The sequence below is a fragment of the Mesotoga sp. UBA6090 genome (assembly GCF_002435945.1).
Classification (GTDB): domain Bacteria; phylum Thermotogota; class Thermotogae; order Petrotogales; family Kosmotogaceae; genus Mesotoga.
Map to the genome: position 1 here is coordinate 1 of NZ_DIXC01000043.1, position 24,127 is coordinate 24,127.

A 24,127-nucleotide genomic window follows, 5' to 3' on the forward strand; every position below is an offset into this window, starting at 1 on the left:
CAGATTTCATGCTGTCAAAGTTGAGGTAGTGCTTCTGTACGAGATCTCGCATCTAAGATCCACTTTTCGCTGGTCGCTGAACGCTTTGAAGAACAGTCGTAAGTCGACAGATCCAAGTTGATGACAGCAAGCATCCAGCTGATCTTATGGCCCGGCACAGCCGGAACTGGCATCGCCGTAGGCGAGACTGGCCAGGCGAAGCCTGACAGGCCACCGAAGGTGACTGGCTCTTTTTTTGCCTCCTGCGTAGCAGCCTCACTTCCCCGGATGTTCCTCCGGGCATCACTTCCTGCGGAGCAGCATCACTTCCTCGCGCCAGCGAGCCTCGCCTCCTGCCGAAGGCAGCATTACATGCCGGGAGCTATCCCCAGAGATCAGTGTGATAGTTTTCTCTTTTAAGTCTAAATTTGATCTGAAAGTCGACAACTTCCTGCCACATCAGTGCACTTGTTGTCGATACGAAGCTCACCATTTCATTTGCAATCCCGAAGACCGGTTCAATGCTTTTCTCTATACTAGAGTTCTTTATAAGGTTGTAATCCAGCCTGTAGTCTCCGATAGTCGCTTGATCTTCATACATAGTGGCAACAACTTTCTTCCCGTTATATATGACATCATCCTTTATGGGAAAGGACAGCCCCATGCTTCCCGGCATGATTTTGTCGTGTATTTGAATGACTTCATTCACAGTTGGCTTTGTCCAACTTTTCCCACAGGAAGAGCAGGAAAAGCCACTTCTGAATCCTTTGATTGAGGATATGGTTCCGCAGCTAGGACAGCGCCATATCAGCTTTTCGATGTGCTTGTAGTTCCGGTAAGGGAGTTTGAATGTGGGATCCTCCTTGCCCAGAAAATCCATAACCTTTTCTTCGAGCTGTGGATCATCTGCTTCAATGGGATTTCCAAATTCAATAGTGGAAGTACCGACAGAGAATATCTTCGACCATCTTGGCCAAAGCCGCTGAACTCCGAAGAACTTGACTGGAATTATGGGAATCTTCAACATCCTGAAGAGCTTCCATATCTCTCTTTTTGTATGAAGAGGTCTGCCATCCCATGATCTTGATGCCTCTGGAGCGATTCCAAGAGGAACTCCCTGCTTAATTGTCGCGAGCATCTGCCTGATAGCCGAAGTATCTACGGCATATCTTCTAACTGGGATTACGCTCAACCAACCCAGCAATCCTAATCTGTCAACATAAATGGCTGTGCCAACAAATCTTATATATCGCCATGTGGAATAAAAGATCAGAGGACCATCAAAATGTGTTTGATGCGCCATGGCAATTACGAAGGGCCGCTTCTGCCTAAGCACTTTCGAGTTTTTTACTCTTGAAGGCAGAACAAAGAGAATAACGAGCTTCACAACGAAGGAAGCGACGATGAACTGCCATGGGATTGATCTGGATTCGTCAAAAGAAATTCGCCTTCGCGGATCAGGAATCATGAAGGGTATCTTCTCTTTGTCTTCTTTATAGCTATCGATTCTCTTTATGGCGAGTCTTTCCTGGAAAAGAGAATACAGTACAACCGCTGCGGCGACAACCACAACGTAATGCAGTCTCCAGTAATCCCCACAGAGAATGCCAAGTCCAAAGATAAAGGCTATGAATCCTGCATTGAATGGATGGCGGACAAATCTGTACGGCCCGCTCTGAACAGTGGTTTCAGGACCGAAGAAAAAGGTCGGAAGTCTTCCCGACCAGTAATACAAGACCAAAGCGGAGTAGATCGACAGAAAAAGAGATCCGGCAATGATTACGGAACCGAAAATCCTCATACCCAGTGCTGCCGAAAACGGAGCGCCTGCGTAGAGAAGAATTGGAACTAAAATCCATGTTATCGCCAACTCGGCGATCGAAAAGGCTAGTTTCATCTCAATCCCCCCACTTTGAACACTGCTCCTCCATCTGCGCAGTTATCAGCACCGATTGAAAGCCCTAAAACCTTACAGATCTTGCTTGCAATGGAAAGGCCTAACCCATGTCCTTCACTGCCTCTTGAGGAATCACTTCTGTAAAATCGGTCAAATATCTTGCCTATTTCATCCTTCTCGATGCCCTTCCCATAGTCCCTAACGCTGAGAACGCCATTTGACCAAACGATCTCAATTGGTCCGTCTTTCCCGAATTTTATCGCGTTTTCGACAAGAACCTTGAGAACGATCTTCAGTAGAACTCTATCCGAACTGATGTCAATATCCGGCACATCAATCTTGAAATTAAGGGATTTCGCAGAATTTGTGTTGCTAATCAGCTCGTCCACCAATTCTCTGATGCTGAAAGTCGTGGAATTCAACTCAATACTTGGTTGTGAGAGGAATAGAAGGGATTCAGTGATTGTCATCATTTTGTCTGCAGTGTCTGAAATGCTTTCGGCAGCCTCTTTTACGACCTCGGGATCACTAGAGCCCCAGCGCTTAATCAATCTTGAGAAGCCGAGTATCGAAGTGAGTGGAGAACGAATTTCATGTGCAATATCTGAAGAGAACTGTTCCTGCCTGCTGTATCCGTCTTGTATCCTGTCCAGAGCCTTATTGAGAGATTCCTTCAGTTCAGCAAGCTCGCTAGTTTTCGGCTCACTCTCGACTCGTCTCGAAAGATCATCCATTGTAATCTCTTTGAGCAAACGCGAAGTGTCTTTGATAGGTTTGGAAACCCTGTTTCCAAGAAGAAGACCACCAATCACAGATAGGGCGACCCCTACAAGAAGCGAGAGAAGAAGCGTGGTAGCCAGACTTTCAAGAAAGAAATCAAGATCGTCCATCCTTGCCCCAAGGACGACTTTCTCAGTTCCGTTCCAGAAACCATATAGAAGATAGGAACTCCCTTCTATTCTTGTTCTCACGTATCCTTCAACATCGGGAACCGCGACAAGTTCTGAGGGATTTTGAACTACCGTCTCGTCGATTCTTACGTAGAACTCCGTGGACCCCCTCCCTATCGACATTCTTCCCACGCCATACCTAAACCCTTTGCCCATGGGGGAATCCATAAAGATCTTTCTCATCTCTGCGGAGTAATTTCTGATGAAGACGTTCTCGGAAACAGCATACACGAAGAGAGCAGATGCACAGAGGATGAATACTACAAGCACCACCGAGTAAATGGCTACCTGAGTTGCCGTAGAAAACTTTCTTCTATCTGACAACGTAGCCAGAGCCCCTCACCGTTTTTATTCTTTCGCCCGTCTTTCCGAGTTTCTTGCGTAAGTAGTTAATATATACTTCCACAACATTGGGATTGCCCCAGTCCTCGCTTCCCCAAACCTTTTCAAGTAATCTTTCCTTTGACATCACAATTCCTGCGTTCGATAGCAGAGCGGCCAGAAGGTCAAATTCGGTTCGACTTAACTGAAGAGGTTCTCCACTTACTGAGGCCTCACGAGACTGAAGGTCGAGCATGAGTTCGTGGTAGCTGATCCTTTCCACTTTCCCTTTGCGTCTGAGTACTGCTTCGATTCTGGCCAGAAGTTCCTCAATTACAAATGGTTTCGGCAAGTAATCATCTGCACCGCTCCTCAAACCTCGTATTCTGTCCTTAACTTCACCTTTAGCGGTAAGCATTATAACGGGAAGATCAGTCGAAATATACTCTCTGATCTCCTCCAATACTGTGAAGCCATCCAAACCGGGAAGCATCACGTCAAGGATAAGAAGATCAGGAAGCTCTTTTTCTAGATGCTTTAATGCCTCCTTTCCATCGGTCAACACTTCAACTTCGTATCCTTCGTGGCTCAGCTCCATGCGAAGCAATTTTCCTATGTGTATATCGTCTTCTACGGCCAGAATCCTTCCTTTCAACCCTTCTTCACACTCCTATCACGCATTACGAAGGACGAGATCCCTCCAAATACCATTCCAGCAGTCATGAGAAGCAAACCCACTACTTCCATTTTACCCGGAATCTCTTTCAGTATGATCATTGCGAAGAACAGTGCAAAGGCCGGTTCACCTACGTAGATCAGAGATGCTCCTACGGAACCGAGAAACCTCTGATATTTCAGCTGTACTGCGACCGCGAAGATTGTTGCGAACACGGCAGAAAACAGCGCAACAAAGAGTATTGATCCGTTTATGTACACGCTTCCCCTGACGAAAGGAATGAGCGTCATATTGACAAGAAGTACTACGACAAATTGAGGGACAAGAAGCTCCATTTCGTCGACATCTTCTTTTTGAGTGAAGAAAGAGATCAAAACAACATGTAGGGCGAAAGAGACTGCGCAAAGAGCGGTTAGCAGGTCACCAAAGTTGAAGCCGGCCTCGGGTGTTGTAAGAAAATACAATCCTATCAAAGATATCCCCAAAGCAAGGACCTGATAGCGGCTGGGGATTCGCCTGTCTACAATGGGCCCAATGATTGCGACCAAGCCCACGTAAAGAGACGTTATAAAAGCGCTCTTCGATGCCGTGGTGTAAACCAGTCCCCACGTTTGAAATACATAACCTCCGGAAAGGAAAAGCCCTAGAATCAGACCCCGGGAGAGGCTCTTCTTTGTGAGTTTCAGTCCAAGCTTCTTCCTCAGAGGAACCAGGACAATCAGGGCAATCGAAAACCGAAGCGCATTATAGAATACTGGAGAAAGACCTTCCAGTATGTTCTTCTGCACCGGAAAAGTCATTCCCCAGAAAATTACTACCAGTAATAAATTGACATATGCCTTCGACTTCTGCTTCATCTAAGAGAAAAGCGCCCCTCTCGGGACACTCTTAGTTGGAAGCACCAAGCACTATTGCAATGACAATTCCTGCTATCAGCACTCCGATTATGGAGAAGAGAATAATGTTGTCGGTTTTCTTCTCTTCTTCGGTCTTTTCGGTGAGCCTTAAGTCGACTGAAGTCGTCATGTCTCTGTTGATATAGACATTTTGCTTTGCGTCGTGGTAACCCCATTTAGAGACAGTAACAGTATGACTTCCGACCTTTTCAAAGTCTCTGTAGGGTGTATCGCCAGCATATTGTCCATCGACATAAACCTGGCCATCGGGAATCGATGTTACTTCTAGATAACCGTAAATGTAGTTTGGCAACAGGGAGAACTGGAAATCGCTCGAGCCAGGCTGTATGTTAATAGTCGCAGGACCGTACACAAGATTTCTGTCCGTGTATAAATAGACTGTGTGAGTCCCGGTTTCCAGAGTCGTCGTAACCGGCGACTTTCCCATGAAAATTCCATCCACATATACGTTAGCGTCGTTTCTGTCTGCTCTGATTGTTGTCCTTACAGTAAAAGGCACATAGCTATTATAGAAGTATGTGTAACCCATTCCCCAGCTTGTGTTGAAAACCGGATCGATAACTACCGAAAGGTTGTTGATGCTTTGACTCAAGTAAGGGAATGGATATCTGTCGAAGAGAGAGAAAACGTTGCCCAGGAAGTTCAGTGGAGATGTGGAAGCAACGACTATGATAGTCTCTCTTCCTCTCTGTGACTGGACCTGTAGATTGTACCTCGTTGTCGCTTTGTCGGTTGGCAAGGTGTAGGTTCGTCCACCCTGTACATAGTTGTCTTGATCATATACATTCGGGAAGAGAACCTGAATCTGACCAGACGGATCGATGTCAAGAACGGCCACGTAAGCACTTCTATCTACTGAAAAAGATAGTCCCAGTGATTCACCGCCATAATAAGTTGATCCCATACCCTTGTTCAGACTTACGTTAACATTGATACTCGCCCCCGGTCTGCTCAAGAACATCAGCCCCTGTGGATCGTACGAAACCGAGGTGGCAAATACGGAGACACTTAGTATTACGATTGCAAGAAGCAAAACTCTTTTCACGCTAATCCCTCCTCATCCCTTAGGCTTTCTATGGCATCGGCGATAACGCCTGCTGAGTTTGATAGTCCCTTTAACTCCTCTGACGATAGGCCTACCTTTAGAATCCTTTCAACTCCCTCTCTACCAAGTATGGTGGGAACGCTGAAAGGAACATCCTTCAGTCCTTCAAACTCCGAGTGAACGGTTGAAACTGTTAGAACTGAATGCTGATTGTTGAAAATTGTTGAAAGCACTTTCGATACAGCCAGTCCTATTCCGTAGAATGTTGAACCCTTCTTTTCAATAATTCTGTAAGCAGCATTTTTAGTTTCTTCGAAAAGCTTCTGGAAGAGGTCACCCTCGCAGTCTCTCCCGCAATTTCTGCAGAAGTCGGTTAGAGGAATTCCGGCAATGTCTGCGTGAGACCAGTTGACGATCTCGCTGTCACCATGTTCACCAAGAACATAAGCGTGTACATTTCTTGGATCAAGCTGGCAATGATCTGCAATACTCTGTCTGAGCCTTGCCGTATCTAAAGTTGTTCCCGAGCCTATTATTCTGTTTCTTGGCAAACCGGACGCTTTCCATGCTACCCATGTAAGAACGTCGACGGGATTCGACACGATTATGAAAACTGGCTCTTTGCTGAAGGAAAGAGATTTAGTCACCGCTTCCTTCACTATCCTTGCGTTGTCCGTCAGAAGTTGGAGGCGACTCTCTCCTCCTTTTTGAGGTCTACCGGCCGTTATTACAACTACATCCGAGTCTGAAGAGACGTCGTAATCTCCACCATGAATTCTTATTGGTCTAACATAGGCATTGCCGTGACTCAAGTCCATTGCCTGACCTTTGGCAAGTTCCTTGTTTATATCAACAAGAGCTATCTCTCTTGCAATACCTTTTATCATTGTTGCATATGCAATTGACGAACCTACCATTCCGGCTCCGATTATCGTGACTTTCATCTATCACCTCCCGACAAGAGTTCATCAAACCAATGTCGGAACCTTACTTCAAGGTCTTCCCTTTTCACTTCCTCCACGATCTCGCCTTTGACAAATATCACTCCGCCCGAGGTCGTTCCAGCGATCCCAATGTCTGCCTCACTACCTTCTCCGATCCCGTTAACTACACAGCCCATCACTGCAACCGAAAGGTCGGCATCTATACTGCCTACCCAGTTCTTGATTTTTCTCGCAAGAGCTTCAACGTCAATTTCGGTTCTTGCACAGGTCGGACAGGAGATCACATCGACACCCCTTCTAAGTCCCAGCGACTTGAGAATGCTCAATCCAACTTCTACTTCTTGAACGGGGTCACCCGACATCGATACTCTTATGGTGTCTCCAATGCCTTTGAGCAAGAGTGTGCCAATACCAATAGAAGACTTTACGGTTGAATCAAGCCCAAAACCTGCCTCTGTAACACCAAGGTGAAGCGGATAGTTGGTCTTCTCGAACAGGTATTCATTTGCACTCACAGTCTCTGATACCGATGAAGACTTAAGAGAAATCAGTATGTCCTCGAATCCCACGCTCTCGAGTATTCTTACCTGCGCTAAAGCGCTTTCTGCAAGAGCGATTGGTCTATCATATGAACTGAAATTCCTGTCAAGGGAACCGGAGTTTGCACCGACTCTGATCGGAACACCATATTCTCGAGCAACTCTGACCGTCTCTATGACTTTCCATTCCGCACCTATGTTCCCGGGGTTTATACGCACTTTAGCAGCTCCGTTTCTAATCGATTCAATGGCAAGCCTGTGATCGAAGTGAATGTCAGCAATCACAGGTATTCTGCTCAATGAAGAGATCTCCTTGAGAGCCTCGGCAGATTCCAGATCGGGAACTGAGACCCTGACAAGGTCGCAGCCGGCTTGCGTAAGCTTCTGAATCTGGTCTATAGTGGCAGAGATGTCTGAAGTCTTGGTGTTTGTCATTGATTGAACTGTGATTGGATTTCCTCCGCCAATCAGCACGGAACCGACTTCAACTGCCTTGCTCATAGCCACCTGCCTATGTCAATGAATGTTATGTAAATCATGAAACCCATCAATATCATAAAACCAATTACGTTGATCAAGCCTTCAATTTTCGGATCCAGTTTCCTTCTGGTTATCATTTCAAGTAATGCTAGAAGCATCCTGCCCCCATCAAGTGCTGGAAAGGGGATCAGATTAATCACTCCAAGGTTCAATGAGATGAATCCTGCGAGGAAAAGCACGATTCTAAGACCGAGACTTACTGCCTGATCGACTATTGTCACTAGTCCTATCGGGCCGGTGAACTCGTTGATACTTGCTCCCCCTGTGAAGAGGCTACCGACAACCTTAACCATAGTAAACAGCAGGTTGTTTGCCCACTGAACGCCCAGACCTACTGCCTTCAGAGCGCTGTCGGGATACCAATAGTCACTACCCTGTGCGAAAGCCCCGGCTTCAGCGACGAGGGCAATCATTTCGTTCTTGCTCACCGTTAATTCCATTATCTGACCTTCGCGTTCTATGGAAACAACGAATTCCTCTGGAAAGCCATACTTTGCAAAGGTAGACTCTTTGCCAGTTAACTGAATTAGCAACTCATTCGATTTCAAGGAAAGCAGCTGACTCATGGTCGTCAGGTCATAACTTGTATCAGTCTTTATCCCGTTAACCGAAAGCAGACGATCGCCCTCCCTGAACTGACCGAAATCGGTGGTCAGTAAGGGTTTGAAATTTGCATAGTATATTCCCATCGCGTAGCGTTCCTCTGTTGGTGAATAAGTTAGGAGCGTGCCCGAGAGAGTCGTTCCATCAGAAAAGCCAAGTCTTACCGTGCTTTCGGGTGAAAGCACACCAGAGTATCCAACGTAGTCACCGTTAAAGGCAGCGCCGTTGATTGAGGAAAGGACCGCACCGGGTTCACCAGTCGTATTGCCGATGACAATGAAGGCCTCTTGGGGAAGCAGTTCGGGCAGAAGAGAGATTTCAACTTCCTTACCATCCCTAAGCACAACAAGATCTATCCTATCGCCTGTAGCAACCGCTTCACTGAGCCGGGTGTTGTCTATTAGGGTCTTTCCATTTACAGTAACTATTCTGTCCCCGGGCATCATTCCGGATATCGCAGCGGGTGAGCCGGGCTCGATTTTGTCGATTCTTACTTCCTGAAAACCCCAAACTACGGCAACGAGGGAGAGTATCAAAAAACCCAGAAGTATAGAGAAAGCCGGGCCTGAAAAATAGATGATGAATCTCTGCCAGGCCGGTTTGTTCTGAATCTGCTCATTGGCGGGAACGGAAGAATCGATGTTGTCGAGATCCTCTCCGGCAGGTCTAACGTAGCCGCCAATTGGAAATGCGTTTATTCTAAAAGTAGTATTCTTTCCCTTCTTTGACCACAGTTTAGGACCCATTCCAATAGCAAATTCAATAACTCTCACTCCGAAAAGCCTGGAGAACAAGTAGTGACCCAATTCATGCACCACAACTATCCCGGTCAGAATGAGAAGAAAGTATATTATTGACAATACCATCTATTCACCTCTTCTTTAGCCAGTCTTCTTGCAAAGCTGTCAATCTCGATTATTTGACTGTAATCGGTCGGGTTTTGATCATCGGTACCTGCGACCGTCCTTTCAATTATATTGTAAATGCTCCCAAAAGGCATCCTGCCCTTCATAAAAGCATGGACTGCTATTTCATCTGCTGCATTGTAAGCGATCTGCTTGCTGACAGTTCCACAAATCTCTCTCGCAAGTGTCAGAGCGGGAAATCTATCTTGCTGCAGTTCTTCCAGGACAATTGGAATGCCGACTATCCTCTCTTCTCCGAAAAGATTATGACGCGCAGGATAAGTCAGCGAATATGAAATCGGAATTCGCATGTCCGGGCGACCCACATGGAGTTTCACAACGCCATCATCGTACACAACGCCGGCATGAACAAAGCTGTTTCTACATATGTAAGTATCAATTTCACTCGAATCGAATCCAAAGAGATATTTCGCTTCAATGACTTCAAGTCCCTTGTTAACCATTGAAGCGCTATCAACGGTTATTCTGTTTCCCATAGACCAAACAGGGTGTTTCATGACATCTTCAGGGCTTGCTTGGTGAATCTTTTCTTTCGGCCAATCCCTCAGGGCGCCGCCAGATGCGGTTATTAAGATTCTCTCTGGGCGAATAGTTCCGTCAAGAAGCTGAAAGAGGCCGCTGTGCTCTGAGTCGACCGGGATCAGTTCGACTTCTTCACTGGCACATTTTTCTAGCAACAGGTTTCCTCCACAAACGATAGACTCTTTGTTCGCAAGACACAATCTGCTGCAGACTTCAGCCGCCTTAAGGCTAAATCTCAGTCCGGCCGCTCCGCTAACCGCAAGCATCGCATAATCGGGTCGGGACTTCTCGAGCATTGTTTCGATCCCCTCTTCACCGTGGAAAAAGGTTGTTCCCGGAAAGGAATCAACTAGATCCTCATTTCTTTCTAGAGTGGCGGCGAATTTGGGGTGAAATTTCGAAAGCTGTTTAGAAAAAGAGGCGAAATTGTGGCCAGTGGAAATGGCCACAATTTCGATTTCTTCAATCTTATCTACTATTTCGAGTGTCTGTGATCCTATAGAACCAGTAGAACCAAGAACAGCCAACCTTTTTTTCATGACTCAAACTTCTTTTTTATCTCAGCTGGTTCTCCAGAAGTATCTTCAATTATCTTTTGAATCTCTGATTGGGAAAGCTCCATAATCTTCGCGACTTTTTCGGGCGCGTTCTGTCTTTTCCCGGGGACGCATTTATCTGCGTTCTCTTCCTTGCCGGCAACCTTCAGGGCAAAAGCAGCACATCCTGGAGAACCACATATACCACAGTTTATATTAGGAAGAACGGCAAAGATCAGCGTTGCTCTGGAATTCTCCTTGAGCTTTTCCTTGTAGCTTTCGATTTCTTCTTGGGTTGGCCTTTTGGGCTTGGGCGGCGATGCTTTTACTTCTTTCCCGGAGGTGGCGATCAGCTTTTCCAGTGTCTTTTCCGCATCTTCCTCTGCCTCTTCAAAGAGAACGGTGAGCTTGTCGACGTCCGTCTCCATGATTAGCTTCAGTTTTTCCGGAACGCCGGACCGCTTGCCGGGAATACACCCATCCAGCGGAGCTTTTCCATCGGTAATAGCCTTTGCAAAAGCCGAGCAACCCGGGAAACCACAGGCGCCACAGTTAACGCCTGGCAAAGAAGCTTCTATGAGTGTGATTCTTGGATCTTTCTTAACTGCAAACTTCGCGGAGGCGAAAGCTAGAAAGACACCTGCTCCTATGCCCAGTATGGCCATAAACAGAACTGAATTGACTACGGTCATACACATCGCCTCACAGTTTTACTAGGCCTTGAAAACCCATGAAGGCCATCGAGAGTAAACCGGCAGTGATCAATGCAATGGCAGTACCTCTGAAAGGTTCGGGAATTTCGGAAAGCTCCATTCTCTCCCGAATCGTTGAAAAAAGAATGAGGGCCAAAGCAAAGCCAAGTCCAGCACCTGCAGAATTTACGATCGTCTCGAGCATTGTGTAGTTCTGCTGAACGTTGAGTAGTGCCAGACCGAGAATCGCACAATTTGTCGTGATGAGGGGGAGGAATATTCCCAATGCATCGTAAAGCGCCGGACTTGTCTTCTTCAGGAAGATCTCGACAAACTGTACCAGCGTTGCAATAACAAGAATGAACACGATTGTTCTCAAAAAGGGAATGTTGAGCATATCGAGCAGAATGTTCAGAAGCCATGTGATAATCGAGGCCATGATCATAACGAATGTAACTGCTATGCTCATTCCGACAGCAGTATCAATCTTCTTTGAGACACCTAGGAAAGGACAGATTCCCAGAAATCTCGAAAGCACGAAATTGTTTATGAGAATCGCTGAAAGAAATATGAAAATCAGTCTAGTAGCCATCAGTCACCCCTCCTCATTTTGCTGCCTTTTTAGCTTTGCTGCGCCTTATTCCCAGATAATTGAAAAAAGCGGCGAGCATGCCCAGAGCGATGAATGCACCTGGAGGGAGTATCATAGCGAACATCTTAACGTCCGAAAGATGGTAATTGAAAATCGATCCATTCCCGAGAAACTCTCTTACAGAACCGAGCAAGACTAGGGAAGCAGTAAAACCCAGCCCCATGCCAAGACCGTCCAGGAAAGATCTAAAGACATTGTTCTTGGAGGCAAAGGCCTCTGCTCTTCCAAGGATTATACAGTTCACGACTATAAGTGGAATGAATAGGCCCAGAGTCTTCCATAGATCGTAAACGAAACCGTGCATCAACATGTCAATCATTGTGACGAAGGAAGCGATTATGACAATATATGCTGGAATTCTTATCTTGTCGGGAATGAGCTTCCTGACAAGAGAGATCGTGATATTCGACATTGCCAGAACCGCAGTCGTTGCAAGCCCCATTCCCAATCCATTCTCGGCGCTCGTAGTTGTAGCAAGAGTAGGACACATGCCAAGAACCTGAATGAAGATCGGGTTCTGCTTGAAGATTCCATTTGTGAGAACCGAGAACTTCGATTCAGCCATCATCTAACACCTGCCTTTTCCAGGAACTCTGAGATAGCATTGAGAGAGAATGCAACGGCTCTCGGAGTTATCGTCGCTCCAGTCATCACATCGCTTACGGTGACTATCCCTTCTTCCCTTTTTTTAATGTCTATTTGATCTCCGATAGGGGTTACTCCTGCATCTTTGTCAACTTTGATGCTCTTCTTGAGACCTTGACTGTCGATCGGATAAAATCTCTTCTGTACAGTCTCGTTTGCGATGTTGGCTCCAAGGCCGGGGGTCTCCTGTGAGTATTCGAGAACCTTAATCCCATTCAGATGTACTCCATCGGAGTCCTTTACGAAGGCTGCCATTGACTTGACATCGCCTCCGTAACCGACTGCTATGCCGATAGCTACAAAAACCTCACTGCCATCATCTTTCAAGAACTTGTATGCAGGGCTTTCTACTCTTCCCTGAGAGTTGACAGCCTGATAGATTATTCCTTCTGAAGCGGTGAATCCCTCTGGGAACCATTCAAACTTTGCGAGTTCGCTTGCGGTTTTGGGGATACTCTCTTCAGCGATCAGAAGTTCTCCAGAATCCGCATCGGTAAGAACATTTCGAATAGCGGCGAGTTTTGCGCCAAGTTCTGCGTTTGCGATCGGCTCTTCAACAATGCTGTAGACCACAGAAAGGACAAAAGCAGCGATTATCGTAATAACCATCAGGGTAATGCCGGTCTTCAAGTAATCACGCATTGCTCTTCACCTTCTTTGGTTTCCCGAATATCTTGGGCTTGGTTCCCATATCAATGAGCGGTACGAATGCGTTCATGATCAGAATCGCAAATGATACGCCTTCCGGATAGCCACCAAACAATCTGATTGTCATGGTAACGACTCCACAGCCAACTCCAAAGATCAGATGCCCCTTGATCGACATTGGACTAGTTACCATGTCAGTAGCCATGAATAGAGCTCCCAACATCAGACCGCCTCCAAAAATGTGGTACAACGGCGAGCCAAAACCGGGATTTGCAGCGTAGAAGATTGCCGCCATTATTGCTACAGTTCCTACGTATGCAATAGGTATGAAGGGTGAGACTCTTCTTCTCAGCAACAACCACCCAAAACCGAGAAGAAGCAGCAGTGCGCTAACCTCTCCTATAGAGCCAGGAATTGTGCCCAGGAACATCTCTTGCAAAGAGAAGACTCTTGGTGCTCCCTGCTTAAGAATAGCCATCGGAGTGGCGGTGGTCTGCATGTCAAAAGGACTGAACCATGTTGTCATCTGAACGGGGAACGAGATCAGAAGAAAGACCCTTCCCACTAGTGCGGGATTGAAGAAATTCTTTCCAAGACCCCCAAAGACCGACTTTGCAATCACTATTGCAACGAAGACACCTATCAGGGCCTGCCACCACTCAACAGCAACTGAAAGATTCAGTGCAAGCAACAGCCCTGTGACCGAACCGCTAAGGTCTGGTTTGAAGGTCTTCTTGTGTCTCACGAATCTCATCACAAAGAAATCGAGCGCCTCCGAGCCGACTGTGCATACAAGTATCAGAATAAGTGCTTTCATGCCGAACAAGACAACGGCCCAAACTGCTGCAGGAGAGAGCGCAATCAGAACATCCAGCATTATCTTCCTAACATTATCTTCAGACCTCAAGTGAGGTGCTGCCATCATTGAAAGCTTCACTTCTTAGCACCTCCCTTCAGACTTCGATAGACCCTCTTATGCAGTTTGAAATTCTTGACCAGATCGATGTTGGCCGGACAGGCGAAGGAACAGCTCCCGCATTCTATGCAATCCATCAAACCGTTTTCCACTTGCGCGTCATACAATCTGTTTGTACCGTAGAGGTTTAGAAGAAAAGGTTGAAGATTCATGGGACAGACGAATGTACATTTGCCACATCTAATGCAAGGGAACTCTTCAAGAGGTTCACTCTTAAGCAACAGAGTAATTCCGGAAGTGCCTTTTACAGTCGGGACGTCTGTCTTGGGAACCGTGATGCCCATCATTGGGCCACCGAATAGGGCTCTCTCGACTGTCTCTTGGGCTCCTCCCGCATGACCAATCAGCTCTTCTGCCATGACTCCTATTCTTGAGACGACGTTTAAGGGCTTTCTAATGCCCTCCCCGGTTATCGTAACTCCTCTTTCGACGAGAGGGCGGCCAAGCTCGACGGCTTCATAGATTGCATAGGCAGTGCCGACGTTATCGACCACCACTCCCTCATCCAAAGGAAGCCCGCCCGAAGGAACCTTTCTCTTCGTCAGGGCATAGATGAGTTGTTTCTCAGCACCCTGCGGATACTTGGTTTTCAGCGTTTCCACCCGTATCGATGTTGACTTGGCTGCCTCCTTCATCCTCTCTATCGCCTTTGGCTTATTATCTTCAATGCCAATAATCGCATCTTTCACTTTCAGCGCTCTCATAATCGCAAGAATCCCCCTGACCAATCCCTCGGAACGTTCAAGCATGTACCTGTAATCTATCGTCAGATAAGGTTCACACTCTGCTCCATTAATAACGAGAAGATCAATCTTTTTCTCCTTAGGCGGGGAAAGCTTGACGCTTGTTGGAAACATTGCACCGCCAAGCCCGACGATTCCTGCAGACTTTATTCTCTGGACAATCTCTTCCGGTTCAAACTGATCGTAAGATTTAGCCGGTTGAAGTAACTCCCATTCATCGTCACCGGATCTCTCTATGACTATTGCATCGTCCGGCTTTGAAAGAGTTGGATGGAAATACTTCGCGATCTCCTTGACTTCGCCTGTCAGAGGAGAATGAAGATTCGCAGAAATAAAACCTCCGGACTCTGCTATCAGCTGACCGGTTTTGACCTTGTCACCAATATTTACAATAGGTTTGGCTGGAATACCGGCGTGGTTCGCAAGAAATACATAGACCCTTTCGGGAAGTGGAAGAACGCTCAGATGAGAATCCTGAGACAGTTCCTTTCTCTCCGGCGGGTGCACCCCTCCTCTGAAGGTAGGCAACCTCATTTAGTTATCACCTCTCAACCTTAATCAATAGATGTTTGCCTTTCTGGGATCCCGAATAACAAGAAAGTAACTACGACTCCAAACGAGTTTGTGAATTTGTCAAAACAAAAGGAGCGGATCGCTCCGCTCCTATTATATTACATCGTTTGAGTCTTAACGAAAATTAAAACTATTTCCTGGTGATTCTACCGCTATCCTGATAACTTGTTATCGGGCTGATCTTTCCAACGAACTCAACCACTACATCTGCTAGTACGAATCCGGTGTCGTAACCAGAGAGTTCCGCAAGGACCGCATACCCGTCACCGCCGGATGCAAGGTAGTTATTTGTAGCTACTTTGTAAACCCTATTGTCATCAATGGGTGCTCCGTTCACAAGAATATCTTTGGCCTCATTATTCTCTATTACATAAGTTACTCCACTTACCTGAGGCATGGCGCCCTGACCAGCTTCGCGAGTTGCCGTGTACTGCAGAAGGTCCCTAAGGGCTGTTCCAGGTACGTCCACAACGTATAGTGTGTTTCCAAATGGGAGTACCGTAAGGATGTCTCGGTATGTGATTGGGCCAGCATTTATGGAGGCTCTGATTCCTCCGGAGTTGCTGATCGCTAGATCTGCTCCGGATTTCCAGACCATTGCGTCACAGATCAAGTAACCAAGATTTGTGTCCTGAGCCCTGACTACTCCTCTGTCGCCCTCCAGTTTTATCGTTGTTTCGCCGACAACGGTGTTGAGCGCCTCTCCGCCGGCCTTCTTGAAGTAATCCAGAACAGTGGCGACGGCGAAATCAGGTTCAATCTCTTCGGCGATAACCGGGAGATTTCTGAAAGAGACGAAGATAACCGTTTCATCGACGATTTCGAGTTCAAGCTTGCCGAGATTCTTTGCCCATTCGCCTGCAGAAACTATGATTGTTTCGTTGATTATCTCAGGTCTTTCGTAGAAAGTATGGCTGTGGCCATCGACTATAACGTCGATACCGTCAACTGCTTTCGCAAGCTCCCATGAATTTGCACCGACAAGTACAGGGTTGCTTCCCATGTGAGTAAGCGCAATGATTATGTCTGCCTGAGCTTCAATCTCGGGAATGATCTCTTTTGCTACTTCTATTACGTCCTTCCACTCGTAGTCCTTGGCATAAAGGTACTCGAGAATCTCTGTTTCCTGAGCAGTAAAGCCAACGATGGCGACCTTTATTCCGGCGATTTCTTTGATTATGTATTCCTGGAAGGCGGGTTCGCCATCTTTGTAGATGTTTGCGCTGAGGAACGGGAAGTGAGCAATCTCCATCTGCTTTGCGAGTACGGAAGCATCGTTGTCAAATTCGTGGTTACCGATTGCCATTGCATCAACCTTCATAAGATTGAGAGCAACTATATCAGGAGCCGCATCCTGCAGATCTGATTCAGGAACACCTGTATTAATGTCTCCAGCGTGCAGGAATAGGGTGTTGGGATTCTCGGCTCGAACCTGATTTATCAGTGTTGCTACAGCCGCGAGCCCACCGTACTCACCTTCAGGCCAGATGTGACCATGCGTGTCGTTGATGTGAACAATAGTTAGTCTCTGAGCCATGACGAATACTGCCATGACCAAGAGCAGGGTAATCAGCAGAACTTTTTTCATACTCATACCTCCTTATGGAATATCGGTAATTTCTCCAATTAGCTCGAAATCGAAGTACTTATCTCCTTCACTTATATGGTAATTGATTATCTCTATTTCTGCGCAATTTGAAAAGACAGTTCTTGAACTTTTCTCAATCTTCAGCCCGTTTGCTTTCGTTTCATCTGGTTCAGCCAGATAAAGCGATTTCACATCAAGAGCAAGTCTGAAATACCATGAACTCAGGCGCCTTGTAGTCATAATTGTTTCCAGTGGAGCAAGGAATGTCACTATCGTCGTGCATATTATCAATATTGCAATTAAAAGCGTGAAAGAAGCAACTCCTTTAACCTCTGTGCGAGATGGTCTTACCTCCGGCCACATCTCCCGTGAAATCCTCCTCTCTAACATGATTGAGAATCGCACTGTTTTTTCCAACCTTTGTGTTTTGGGGAATAACGACATCAGATCCTACAACAACAATTCCAGAATCGTAAATGTACGGTTGTGATTCGTGTGGTACCTCATCGCCGTGACCAATTACGACTCCGTCTTTCACAATGGTTCCCTCTCCGACAATACCCTTGTCTATTACCACATTGCTGCCAATTCTGGAGTTGGTCATGATCACGGAATTATTGACTATAGACCCCTCACCGATCTGAACTCCCTGGAATATTACGGAGTTTTCTACTCTTCCATAGATCTCTGCCCCTTCGTTGATCAAAGAGTTTCTGACGTGAGAACTGGTTCCGACATATGCAGGCAGATACTCCTCAGTCTGCGTGTAGAATCTCCAGGAGGGGTCGTGAAGATTCAGCGGCGGTATCGGGCGAGTCAGTTCGATATTAGCCTCCCAGAGCGATTCGATGGTTCCTACATCTCTCCAGTAACCCTCGAAAACGAAAGCAAACAATCTCCCTGCATTGTCTTCGACGATTTTCGGCAGAATATTCTTCCCGAAGTCATTTTCACTTTCTTGGTCTTGTTCGTCCTCGATAAGTCTTTGCCGGAGGAATTTCCAATCGAAAATGTAGATTCCCAAAGAAGCAAGATCGGACTTCGGCTGCTTCGGTTTCTCCTGAAAGTCGACTATCTTGTTTTCGAAATCCGTTATCATCATTCCGAACCTGTAAGCCTCGGACAGTGGGACACGCATGCAAGCAACCGTTCCCGTTGCGCCCTTAGAGAGGTGGTAATCTATCATCTCGTTGTAATCCATGGAGTAGATATGATCACCCGAAAGTATAACCACAAGTTCGGGGTCGAAATCATCTACGAAATCGATGTTCTGAAAGACAGCATTCGCAGTCCCTTTGTACCAGTTTGAGTCTCCCTGAGCTATAAAGGGAGGCAGAATTACAACTCCACCGTCCTTTCTGTCAAGATCCCACGGACGACCTATTCCAATGTGTCGAGCGAGCATGTGGGGCCTGTATTGAGTGAGTACGCCGACTGCGTAGATTCCCGAGTTGACGCAGTTACTCAATGCAAAGTCTATAATCCTGTATTTCCCACCGAAGGGGACTGCGGGTTTCGCCACCTCATCTGTGAGCAGTCCAAGTCTGGTGCCCTGCCCGCCAGCTAGTATCAATGCAACAACTTTCTTGGCCATACAATCACCCCCCCCCTTAAATTACGCCGTGTTTTTCGATTACTGTGGGCTCTTCACTTTCACCAACAAAACTTCTTCCCAACCTAACGGTACAATACTTGTCCATGATCACATTTTCTATGTGAGCCCCCTCTTCAACAAGGCAGCCCTCGAGAAGAACAGAATTCTTTACTGTTGCTCCGGCCATAACCCTCGTATCCCTGAACAAGACAGAATCTTCTATCTTTCCTCCTATTATGCACCCGTCGGCAATGACAGAGTTATTCATAGAGGCGGTCCCGGTAATTTTGGGAGGCGGAAGATCCTTCAGCTTCGTGAAGACTCTTCCGTTTTCATAGAAAAGCTCTCTCCTTATCTCGGGATTGAGAATATCGAGGTTCGTTCTGAAATAGCACTTCTTACTCTGCTTTATGTCGCGCCAGTAACCGTTGTATCTGTACTCTCTTACATTCAGAGAAGACAGGTTTGGAGTAATAATACCCTTCACGAGCTCATTCTCTCCATTTGGAACTGCGGAGTAGAGAAGCTCTCTCAGCAAGAACTTATTGATGAAGTAGATGCCCAGAGCAACGCAGTCTCCTTCCTCGGGGTTTTCCGAAACCTTTTCTTTCTCTATCCACTTGATTATTCTCCCGTTCTTGCATACCACCCTATCCATCCCTTCCATGCCGCATTCTCCATCCTTATTGCCGGTAAGGACAGTTATATCGGCGGCCGTGTCTAGGTGATATCTGAAGATCTTCGTCAGGTCTGTTTTGAAAATGTGATCTCCCGAACCTATCAAAACAGAGTCTTCGTTGCCTCTCCTGAGTATGTTTATGTTCTGGAAGAGAGCGTCGGCCGTTCCTTTGTAACCCATGGAAGGGTTATACGGAGAGTAGTAAGGCTGCAGTATGAAGAGCCCTCCCTGTTTTCTGTCTAGATCCCATTCTTTGCCTGAACCAATGTGATCCATGAGGCTTCTGGGGCTGTACTGTGTAATTATGCCAACCTTCGATACTCCAGCATTGACCATATTGCTGAGTGTGAAATCAATCGACCTGTACTTTCCATAGACAGGCAGGGCAGCACTTGTACGAACCTGAGTCAGGGAACTCAGGTACTCTCCTCGCCCTCCTGCAAGAATTATTCCGAGAACTTTCATATGGTCACCGCATTCCAAATATGGATACGGTCTCCCTCCCTTCTGTGCGAATTTGTCATTCAGTACTCCATTAGGGGTAAATTCGTCATAAGAGATACCCCAGGTAGAGAAAAATCGGTTTGACTGTCGAGATAGTTCTGCAAGAACAAAACAGCACTGTCAAAGGCTTCGCGATAGAGCTCATCGAAAGTTTTTTTGCTTTCCCAGCCGGCTATGCTGTGAAACCAGGGTTTCATCTCCAGATTGAGCGGATCAACGTGAGTGTCCTCAAAGAAGGCCTCTTCTGGCGATCCCTCTTTAATACTAAAACGTTTCAGTATTAGGGCCAACCTGGAGCGACCATAGATTCCCGCAAAGTACTGATTCATGGAGTCTATAGCCTTCTGGATGGAACAGCCCTTGATTCCGTAGAATTCCATTGAGATCTCTCGATAGAGATCTTCAAGTTCCGCTGGCAAAGACCGAGAAAACTCGGCAGTCGGATCGAGATCGAGAATGTCCGCCTCAACTTTGCTTTTAAGAATTACTTTGTCTATCATTGTTTCTAGTTGACGATACTTATATCCATTTCCTGCACGGGCAACTATATAATGATTCACAGTTGCATCGAGGAAGTAATGGCAGATAACCCCCAACGAATAGAAGCGAGAAATCTCTTCCGATTTCCTGCAGAGGAGCTTGGCAAAATCATCACACCTCAGCGTGTGAGAGAACCTCCACAAAGAGAACTCTGGACCCTCTCTCGAGCAGTACTTACCGGGATCCGTGAAGAGGCATCCAAGATTGAACTCCTCTCTTTTGTCGGCTTCAAGATCCAGTCCTATCTCTTCCAAAACATCTTTTCCATACATAATATGAGTCCAGAAGCCGGGCAAAAAAACTCACTCCTTTGCTACCAAACCCCACAGACACTTCAAATAAAGGCTCTCTGGAACCTCAACAAGCCATGGATGATCAGGCGATTGTAGTGTAATAGCCAGATGCGAAAATGTTATACCGATACTTTCCGTTGACCTTCTGATAGACTCAACCAAATGCTCGATAGCGATATTATAGGCACAGGTACAGAGCCCCAGGACTCCTCCATCCTTTACAAGCGGGAGCGTACTCTCTACTAGCCTTCTGAAAAGTGAAATTCCATGCTGAAGCTCTCTCTTATGCTTAACAAAGGATGGCGGGTCTACCACTACTATATCAAAATAGTTTTTCATTTCAAATCCACCAAGGAAGTCAAGAACATCGCTCTGGACCAACTGCAGCCTGTTATCCAGCCTGTTCACTACTGCGTTCATTCTTCCCCGGTCCAGGTCATCGCCGGACCTGTCCACGCAAATTGCCTGGGCACCTGAATAAGCCATATTAAGCCCGAATCCTCCTGTGAAAGAGAACAGATCCAGGCCTTTCTCCAGAGAGAGTTCTGCGGTGATTCTCCTGCAGAATGCTCTGGAGTCTCGCTGATCAAAAAAGAACCCTGTTTTCTGGCTGTTCTTAACATCCACGAGGTACTTGATACCATCTTCCTCAATTTCGACAGAATCAGGTACTTCTCCGAACAGCAAACCTGTATGTCTCTCTATTCTGTCTTCCACGCCCATCTCGAAATCGCTCCGTTCGTAGATTCCCTTGGGATTCACGAGATTTCTGAGAAGACCGACTATCATTTCCCTTCTTTTCTGCATAATCGAGTTTCTGAACTGCACAGCTAGAATCTCTCCGTATCTGTCCACTACCAACCCGGGAAGTCTGTCTCCTTCACCGTGAACGAGTCTGTAGTAAGGTCTATTGAAAAGTCTCTCTCGCTTTAGCAGAGCTTTTTGCAACAACCGTCCGAAGAACATTTCTCCAAGCTCTTCGTCTTGATTTGTGAGAACCATTATCGCTCGCGTGGAGCTCGGATTGAAGAAGCCCTTCCCGAGAAACTCATAGTTCGATGAGAAAATGTTTACTTCGCATACAACATCGGCAGACCCTTCTAGAGACATGATCTCGTCCTTGAAGATCCACGGGTAAGAATTACGGACCTTTCCTTCCTTTCCCTTTCTGATTCGTGCAATTAGCATCAGAACTGGCCTTCGTTCAAGAGTGAATAATCATTTATCTCGCTTTCTTCAAAGAATATTTTGGTTTCGCGATTAGAGCTCTCAACACTGTCTGATGCGTGTATCAAGTTTTTCCTTATGGACACGCCGAACCGACCTCGTATGCTTCCAGGATCGGCTTCCAGAGGGTCGGTCTTGCCAACTAGAACTCTCAGCCTTTGAATGGCGTTCTCACCTTCGAGTACCATGGCTACGACTGGTCCCGATTGTATGAAAGCCAGCAAAGGTTCGTAGAAGTCTTTTCCCGCATGTTCCCTGTACAGTTCTCTCGCCATGGATTCAGAGATCGTCAGCATCTTAAGAGCGACAATTTTCAGGCCCTTTTCTTCAATTCTTCTGATTATTTCTCCTATGAGGCCTCTCTGTATCGAGTTTGGTTTTAGATAAGCGAATGTTTTCTCCAAAATACTTCCCTCCAATCAAATTCTGTATTCATTGATATAATTAAAACATGGAGTGGTTCAATGGAGTAGCTAACGAAAGACTTTCCCGGTTCTTGGCCCGCGGCTCGGGAAAAAGTGTGACTTTGGTGGGCAGAGATAGTGAGTACTTGAAGGCTTCGGCTATCTCAATAATAGAGGCTGATCCGAAATGGAACAGAAAAAGATATATTGAAGACTTTCTCCTAATAGAGCCTGAAAACGGAAACATTGGCATTGACAGGATTAGAGACATAGAAGAAATGATGCTTCATAAACCTGCAATTGGCAAGAGAAAATTCGTGTTGATTCATCAGTGCGAGAAAATGACTGATGAGAGTGCAAATGCTTTCCTGAAAGTTCTTGAAGAGCCTCCAGATTTCGCGACTCTCATAATGACCACATCTTCATGGCAATCGCTTCTGCCTACAGTGAGAAGTAGAACTATTTCGATCGTAATAGATATTCCTGAAGAGCTTATGAACAAACTCAAGTCGAATTACGGAGAGCGAGTTTCCGGTATATATGCTGCTGCAAGGCAGAACTTCAAGGTGCTCCGGTACTTTCTGGAGCAGGATCCAGAATCCGTAAAGTACGAGTCTCTTGAAGTGCCTTCCGATCTTGAAGGATTGACACAGTTGATTAGAGAGAGTGTTAATGAAGATCCCATAGATCTCGTGAGGCGAAGAAGGGCGTTTGCAGCGCTTTGCAAGAATTTTGTGGATTCCAGAAGTTTTTTTTCGGCCTTTAGGGAGGTCTCATCCACTTTTGCCGGGCAAGGCTCATTTGAAAGGGCGCGTGAACTTGTCGAAGTCTCCAGGAGCCTCCTGAAAGACGTTGTGATTCTTTCGGGCGATACTCACAATGACTCGCTTATGAACATTGATCTGTTAGAATGGCTAGTGAACTTCAAGCCGGGAAAGGAAATCCTGGAAGATTTTATTTGGTGCGACACGTTTCTTAGACAGCGAACTTCATCACTTAGCGCAACTCTTGTTTCTTTTAGAGCTTTGCATTCGCTTTCCAGAAGCCTGGCAAGAAGAGAAAACGGAGGTTATTGAGATGCCTGAGATATATGGAACGGTCTATGGAATCGAATTCCACTCAGTGGGGAAGCTGTATCAGTACACTTCCAGCGAGCAGTTGCTGAAGCAGGGTGACTATGTGCTTGCAATGAGTGAGTTTGGATTGGATGTTGGAAAGGTCATGTATGGACCGGTTGAAACTCGCATAGATGACACTAAAGAAGAGCTTAAACCGATTGTCAGAGTAATGACCGACGAAGACTGGGAAACGGATGCCAAGAATAAAGAAGAAGCCGAGGCGGCAATGAAGACCTGCCAGGAACTGATAAAGAAGCACTCTCTTCCCATGCGGCTTCTTGAAGCGAGATACATGTTTGATCGATCGAGAATCGTCTTCTACTTCGGTGCCGACAGCAGGGTCGACTTCAGGGAGTTGGTCAAGGATCTTGCGAGAGCTTTCAGGACGAGAATCGAGCTCAGACAGGTTGGAATACGAGACGAGGTTAAGATGACCGGCAGTCTTGGACTGTGCGGAATGACGGCCTGTTGCGTTCGCTTTCTAAGGCAGTTTGAAAGCATAACGCTGAAGCATGCTAAGAAGCAACAGTTGTTGATCAACCCGGCAAAGATATCCGGAAGGTGCGGAAGACTTCTCTGCTGTCTTTCCTATGAACAAGAGCTTTACGAAAACGAGCTTCTGGATATTCCTGATGAAGGTTCTCTTGTAGATTATGAAGGCAAGACCTGTAAGGTTTTGACTGTAAACATTTTCATGAAGGTTATTACTCTGGTTGCAGATGATGGGCAGATGCTGAAGGTTCAGTTCGGAGATTTCAGAAAGAGCCAGAGATCGATCATACAGGACACAAATCCAGATGAACTGATAAAGAATAGAGACGAAGATATTTCGATTGATGACTAAAGGATGAATGGA

The 24,127-nt window shown here is 46.4% G+C and carries 24 protein-coding genes; 2 read left to right on the top strand and 22 right to left on the bottom strand.

Features of this window, described 5'->3' with window-relative positions; all coding sequences use genetic code 11:
- Positions 1 to 361: 361 nt before the first annotated feature.
- The 22 genes from B3K42_RS06600 to ndk all read right to left on the bottom strand — a co-directional run bounded on the left by B3K42_RS06600 (position 362) and on the right by ndk (position 22,153).
- Complete coding sequence (locus B3K42_RS06600; protein WP_110990534.1) at positions 362 to 1,876, bottom strand: 1-acyl-sn-glycerol-3-phosphate acyltransferase; 1,515 nt, start codon at positions 1,874 to 1,876, stop codon at positions 362 to 364.
- Entirely contained in the window at positions 1,873 to 3,150 is a 1,278-nt protein-coding gene (locus tag B3K42_RS06605; RefSeq protein WP_110990535.1) for a HAMP domain-containing sensor histidine kinase, read from the bottom strand. The genes B3K42_RS06600 and B3K42_RS06605 overlap by 4 nt, the downstream gene beginning before the upstream one ends.
- Positions 3,140 to 3,802, bottom strand: coding sequence for a response regulator transcription factor (locus B3K42_RS06610; RefSeq protein WP_110990536.1), 663 nt, complete (start codon positions 3,800 to 3,802; stop codon positions 3,140 to 3,142). The genes B3K42_RS06605 and B3K42_RS06610 overlap by 11 nt, the downstream gene beginning before the upstream one ends.
- Positions 3,799 to 4,680 (bottom strand): DMT family transporter, encoded by an 882-nt coding sequence (locus B3K42_RS06615; RefSeq protein WP_110990537.1) that lies wholly within the window; start codon positions 4,678 to 4,680, stop codon positions 3,799 to 3,801. Before B3K42_RS06615 ends, B3K42_RS06610 begins: the two co-directional genes overlap by 4 nt.
- Positions 4,681 to 4,711: 31 nt before the next feature.
- Entirely contained in the window at positions 4,712 to 5,785 is a 1,074-nt protein-coding gene (locus tag B3K42_RS06620; protein WP_110990538.1) for a DUF4384 domain-containing protein, read from the bottom strand.
- Complete coding sequence (locus tag B3K42_RS06625) at positions 5,782 to 6,729, bottom strand: L-lactate dehydrogenase (RefSeq protein WP_110990539.1); 948 nt, start codon at positions 6,727 to 6,729, stop codon at positions 5,782 to 5,784. The genes B3K42_RS06620 and B3K42_RS06625 overlap by 4 nt, the downstream gene beginning before the upstream one ends.
- Entirely contained in the window at positions 6,726 to 7,769 is a 1,044-nt protein-coding gene (gene ispG, locus B3K42_RS06630; protein ID WP_110990540.1) for a flavodoxin-dependent (E)-4-hydroxy-3-methylbut-2-enyl-diphosphate synthase, read from the bottom strand. Before ispG ends, B3K42_RS06625 begins: the two co-directional genes overlap by 4 nt.
- On the bottom strand, positions 7,766 to 9,277 hold the full coding sequence (locus B3K42_RS06635; protein WP_292597666.1) for a site-2 protease family protein: 1,512 nt from the start codon (positions 9,275 to 9,277) through the stop codon (positions 7,766 to 7,768). The genes ispG and B3K42_RS06635 overlap by 4 nt, the downstream gene beginning before the upstream one ends.
- Positions 9,262 to 10,398: a 1-deoxy-D-xylulose-5-phosphate reductoisomerase gene (dxr, locus tag B3K42_RS06640; protein WP_292597668.1), complete on the bottom strand. Its 1,137-nt coding sequence runs from the start codon at positions 10,396 to 10,398 to the stop codon at positions 9,262 to 9,264. Before dxr ends, B3K42_RS06635 begins: the two co-directional genes overlap by 16 nt.
- Positions 10,395 to 11,087 (bottom strand): RnfABCDGE type electron transport complex subunit B, encoded by a 693-nt coding sequence (locus B3K42_RS06645; protein WP_292597671.1) that lies wholly within the window; start codon positions 11,085 to 11,087, stop codon positions 10,395 to 10,397. The genes dxr and B3K42_RS06645 overlap by 4 nt, the downstream gene beginning before the upstream one ends.
- 10 nt (positions 11,088 to 11,097) lie before the next feature.
- A complete protein-coding gene (gene rsxA, locus B3K42_RS06650; protein ID WP_292597672.1) occupies positions 11,098 to 11,679 on the bottom strand; it encodes an electron transport complex subunit RsxA in 582 nt (193 codons plus the stop codon).
- 13 nt (positions 11,680 to 11,692) lie between these two features.
- Entirely contained in the window at positions 11,693 to 12,307 is a 615-nt protein-coding gene (gene rsxE / locus B3K42_RS06655) for an electron transport complex subunit RsxE (RefSeq protein WP_292597674.1), read from the bottom strand.
- Complete coding sequence (locus B3K42_RS06660) at positions 12,304 to 13,026, bottom strand: RnfABCDGE type electron transport complex subunit G (RefSeq protein WP_292597677.1); 723 nt, start codon at positions 13,024 to 13,026, stop codon at positions 12,304 to 12,306. The genes rsxE and B3K42_RS06660 overlap by 4 nt, the downstream gene beginning before the upstream one ends.
- A complete protein-coding gene (locus tag B3K42_RS06665; RefSeq protein WP_292597680.1) occupies positions 13,019 to 13,969 on the bottom strand; it encodes an RnfABCDGE type electron transport complex subunit D in 951 nt (316 codons plus the stop codon). The genes B3K42_RS06660 and B3K42_RS06665 overlap by 8 nt, the downstream gene beginning before the upstream one ends.
- On the bottom strand, positions 13,966 to 15,285 hold the full coding sequence (gene rsxC, locus B3K42_RS06670) for an electron transport complex subunit RsxC (RefSeq protein ID WP_292597683.1): 1,320 nt from the start codon (positions 15,283 to 15,285) through the stop codon (positions 13,966 to 13,968). Before rsxC ends, B3K42_RS06665 begins: the two co-directional genes overlap by 4 nt.
- 169 nt (positions 15,286 to 15,454) lie before the next feature.
- Complete coding sequence (locus B3K42_RS06675) at positions 15,455 to 16,912, bottom strand: 5'-nucleotidase C-terminal domain-containing protein (RefSeq protein ID WP_292597685.1); 1,458 nt, start codon at positions 16,910 to 16,912, stop codon at positions 15,455 to 15,457.
- A 12-nt stretch (positions 16,913 to 16,924) separates the two neighbouring features.
- Positions 16,925 to 17,275 carry a hypothetical protein gene (locus B3K42_RS06680; protein ID WP_292597688.1) on the bottom strand — a complete coding sequence of 117 codons (351 nt, stop codon included), beginning with the start codon at positions 17,273 to 17,275 and terminating at the stop codon, positions 16,925 to 16,927.
- Positions 17,238 to 18,506: a glucose-1-phosphate adenylyltransferase gene (locus tag B3K42_RS06685; protein ID WP_292597691.1), complete on the bottom strand. Its 1,269-nt coding sequence runs from the start codon at positions 18,504 to 18,506 to the stop codon at positions 17,238 to 17,240. The genes B3K42_RS06680 and B3K42_RS06685 overlap by 38 nt, the downstream gene beginning before the upstream one ends.
- 16 nt (positions 18,507 to 18,522) lie before the next feature.
- On the bottom strand, positions 18,523 to 19,650 hold the full coding sequence (gene glgD / locus B3K42_RS06690) for a glucose-1-phosphate adenylyltransferase subunit GlgD (RefSeq protein ID WP_292597694.1): 1,128 nt from the start codon (positions 19,648 to 19,650) through the stop codon (positions 18,523 to 18,525).
- A 59-nt stretch (positions 19,651 to 19,709) separates the two neighbouring features.
- Complete coding sequence (locus B3K42_RS06695) at positions 19,710 to 20,525, bottom strand: zinc dependent phospholipase C family protein (RefSeq protein ID WP_292597697.1); 816 nt, start codon at positions 20,523 to 20,525, stop codon at positions 19,710 to 19,712.
- A 6-nt stretch (positions 20,526 to 20,531) separates the two neighbouring features.
- The gene (locus tag B3K42_RS06700; protein WP_292597700.1) at positions 20,532 to 21,710 is read right to left on the bottom strand and encodes a class I SAM-dependent rRNA methyltransferase; all 1,179 of its coding nucleotides are present in this window, start codon (positions 21,708 to 21,710) and stop codon (positions 20,532 to 20,534) included.
- On the bottom strand, positions 21,710 to 22,153 hold the full coding sequence (gene ndk, locus B3K42_RS06705; protein WP_292597703.1) for a nucleoside-diphosphate kinase: 444 nt from the start codon (positions 22,151 to 22,153) through the stop codon (positions 21,710 to 21,712). Before ndk ends, B3K42_RS06700 begins: the two co-directional genes overlap by 1 nt.
- Positions 22,154 to 22,278: 125 nt before the next feature.
- Between ndk and B3K42_RS06710 the strand changes: the two genes are divergently transcribed.
- Both B3K42_RS06710 and B3K42_RS06715 read left to right on the top strand, forming a co-directional pair.
- On the top strand, positions 22,279 to 23,229 hold the full coding sequence (locus B3K42_RS06710; RefSeq protein WP_292597706.1) for a hypothetical protein: 951 nt from the start codon (positions 22,279 to 22,281) through the stop codon (positions 23,227 to 23,229).
- A 1-nt stretch (position 23,230) separates the two neighbouring features.
- Positions 23,231 to 24,115, top strand: coding sequence for a PSP1 domain-containing protein (locus B3K42_RS06715; protein ID WP_292597709.1), 885 nt, complete (start codon positions 23,231 to 23,233; stop codon positions 24,113 to 24,115).
- Positions 24,116 to 24,127 lie beyond the last annotated feature (12 nt).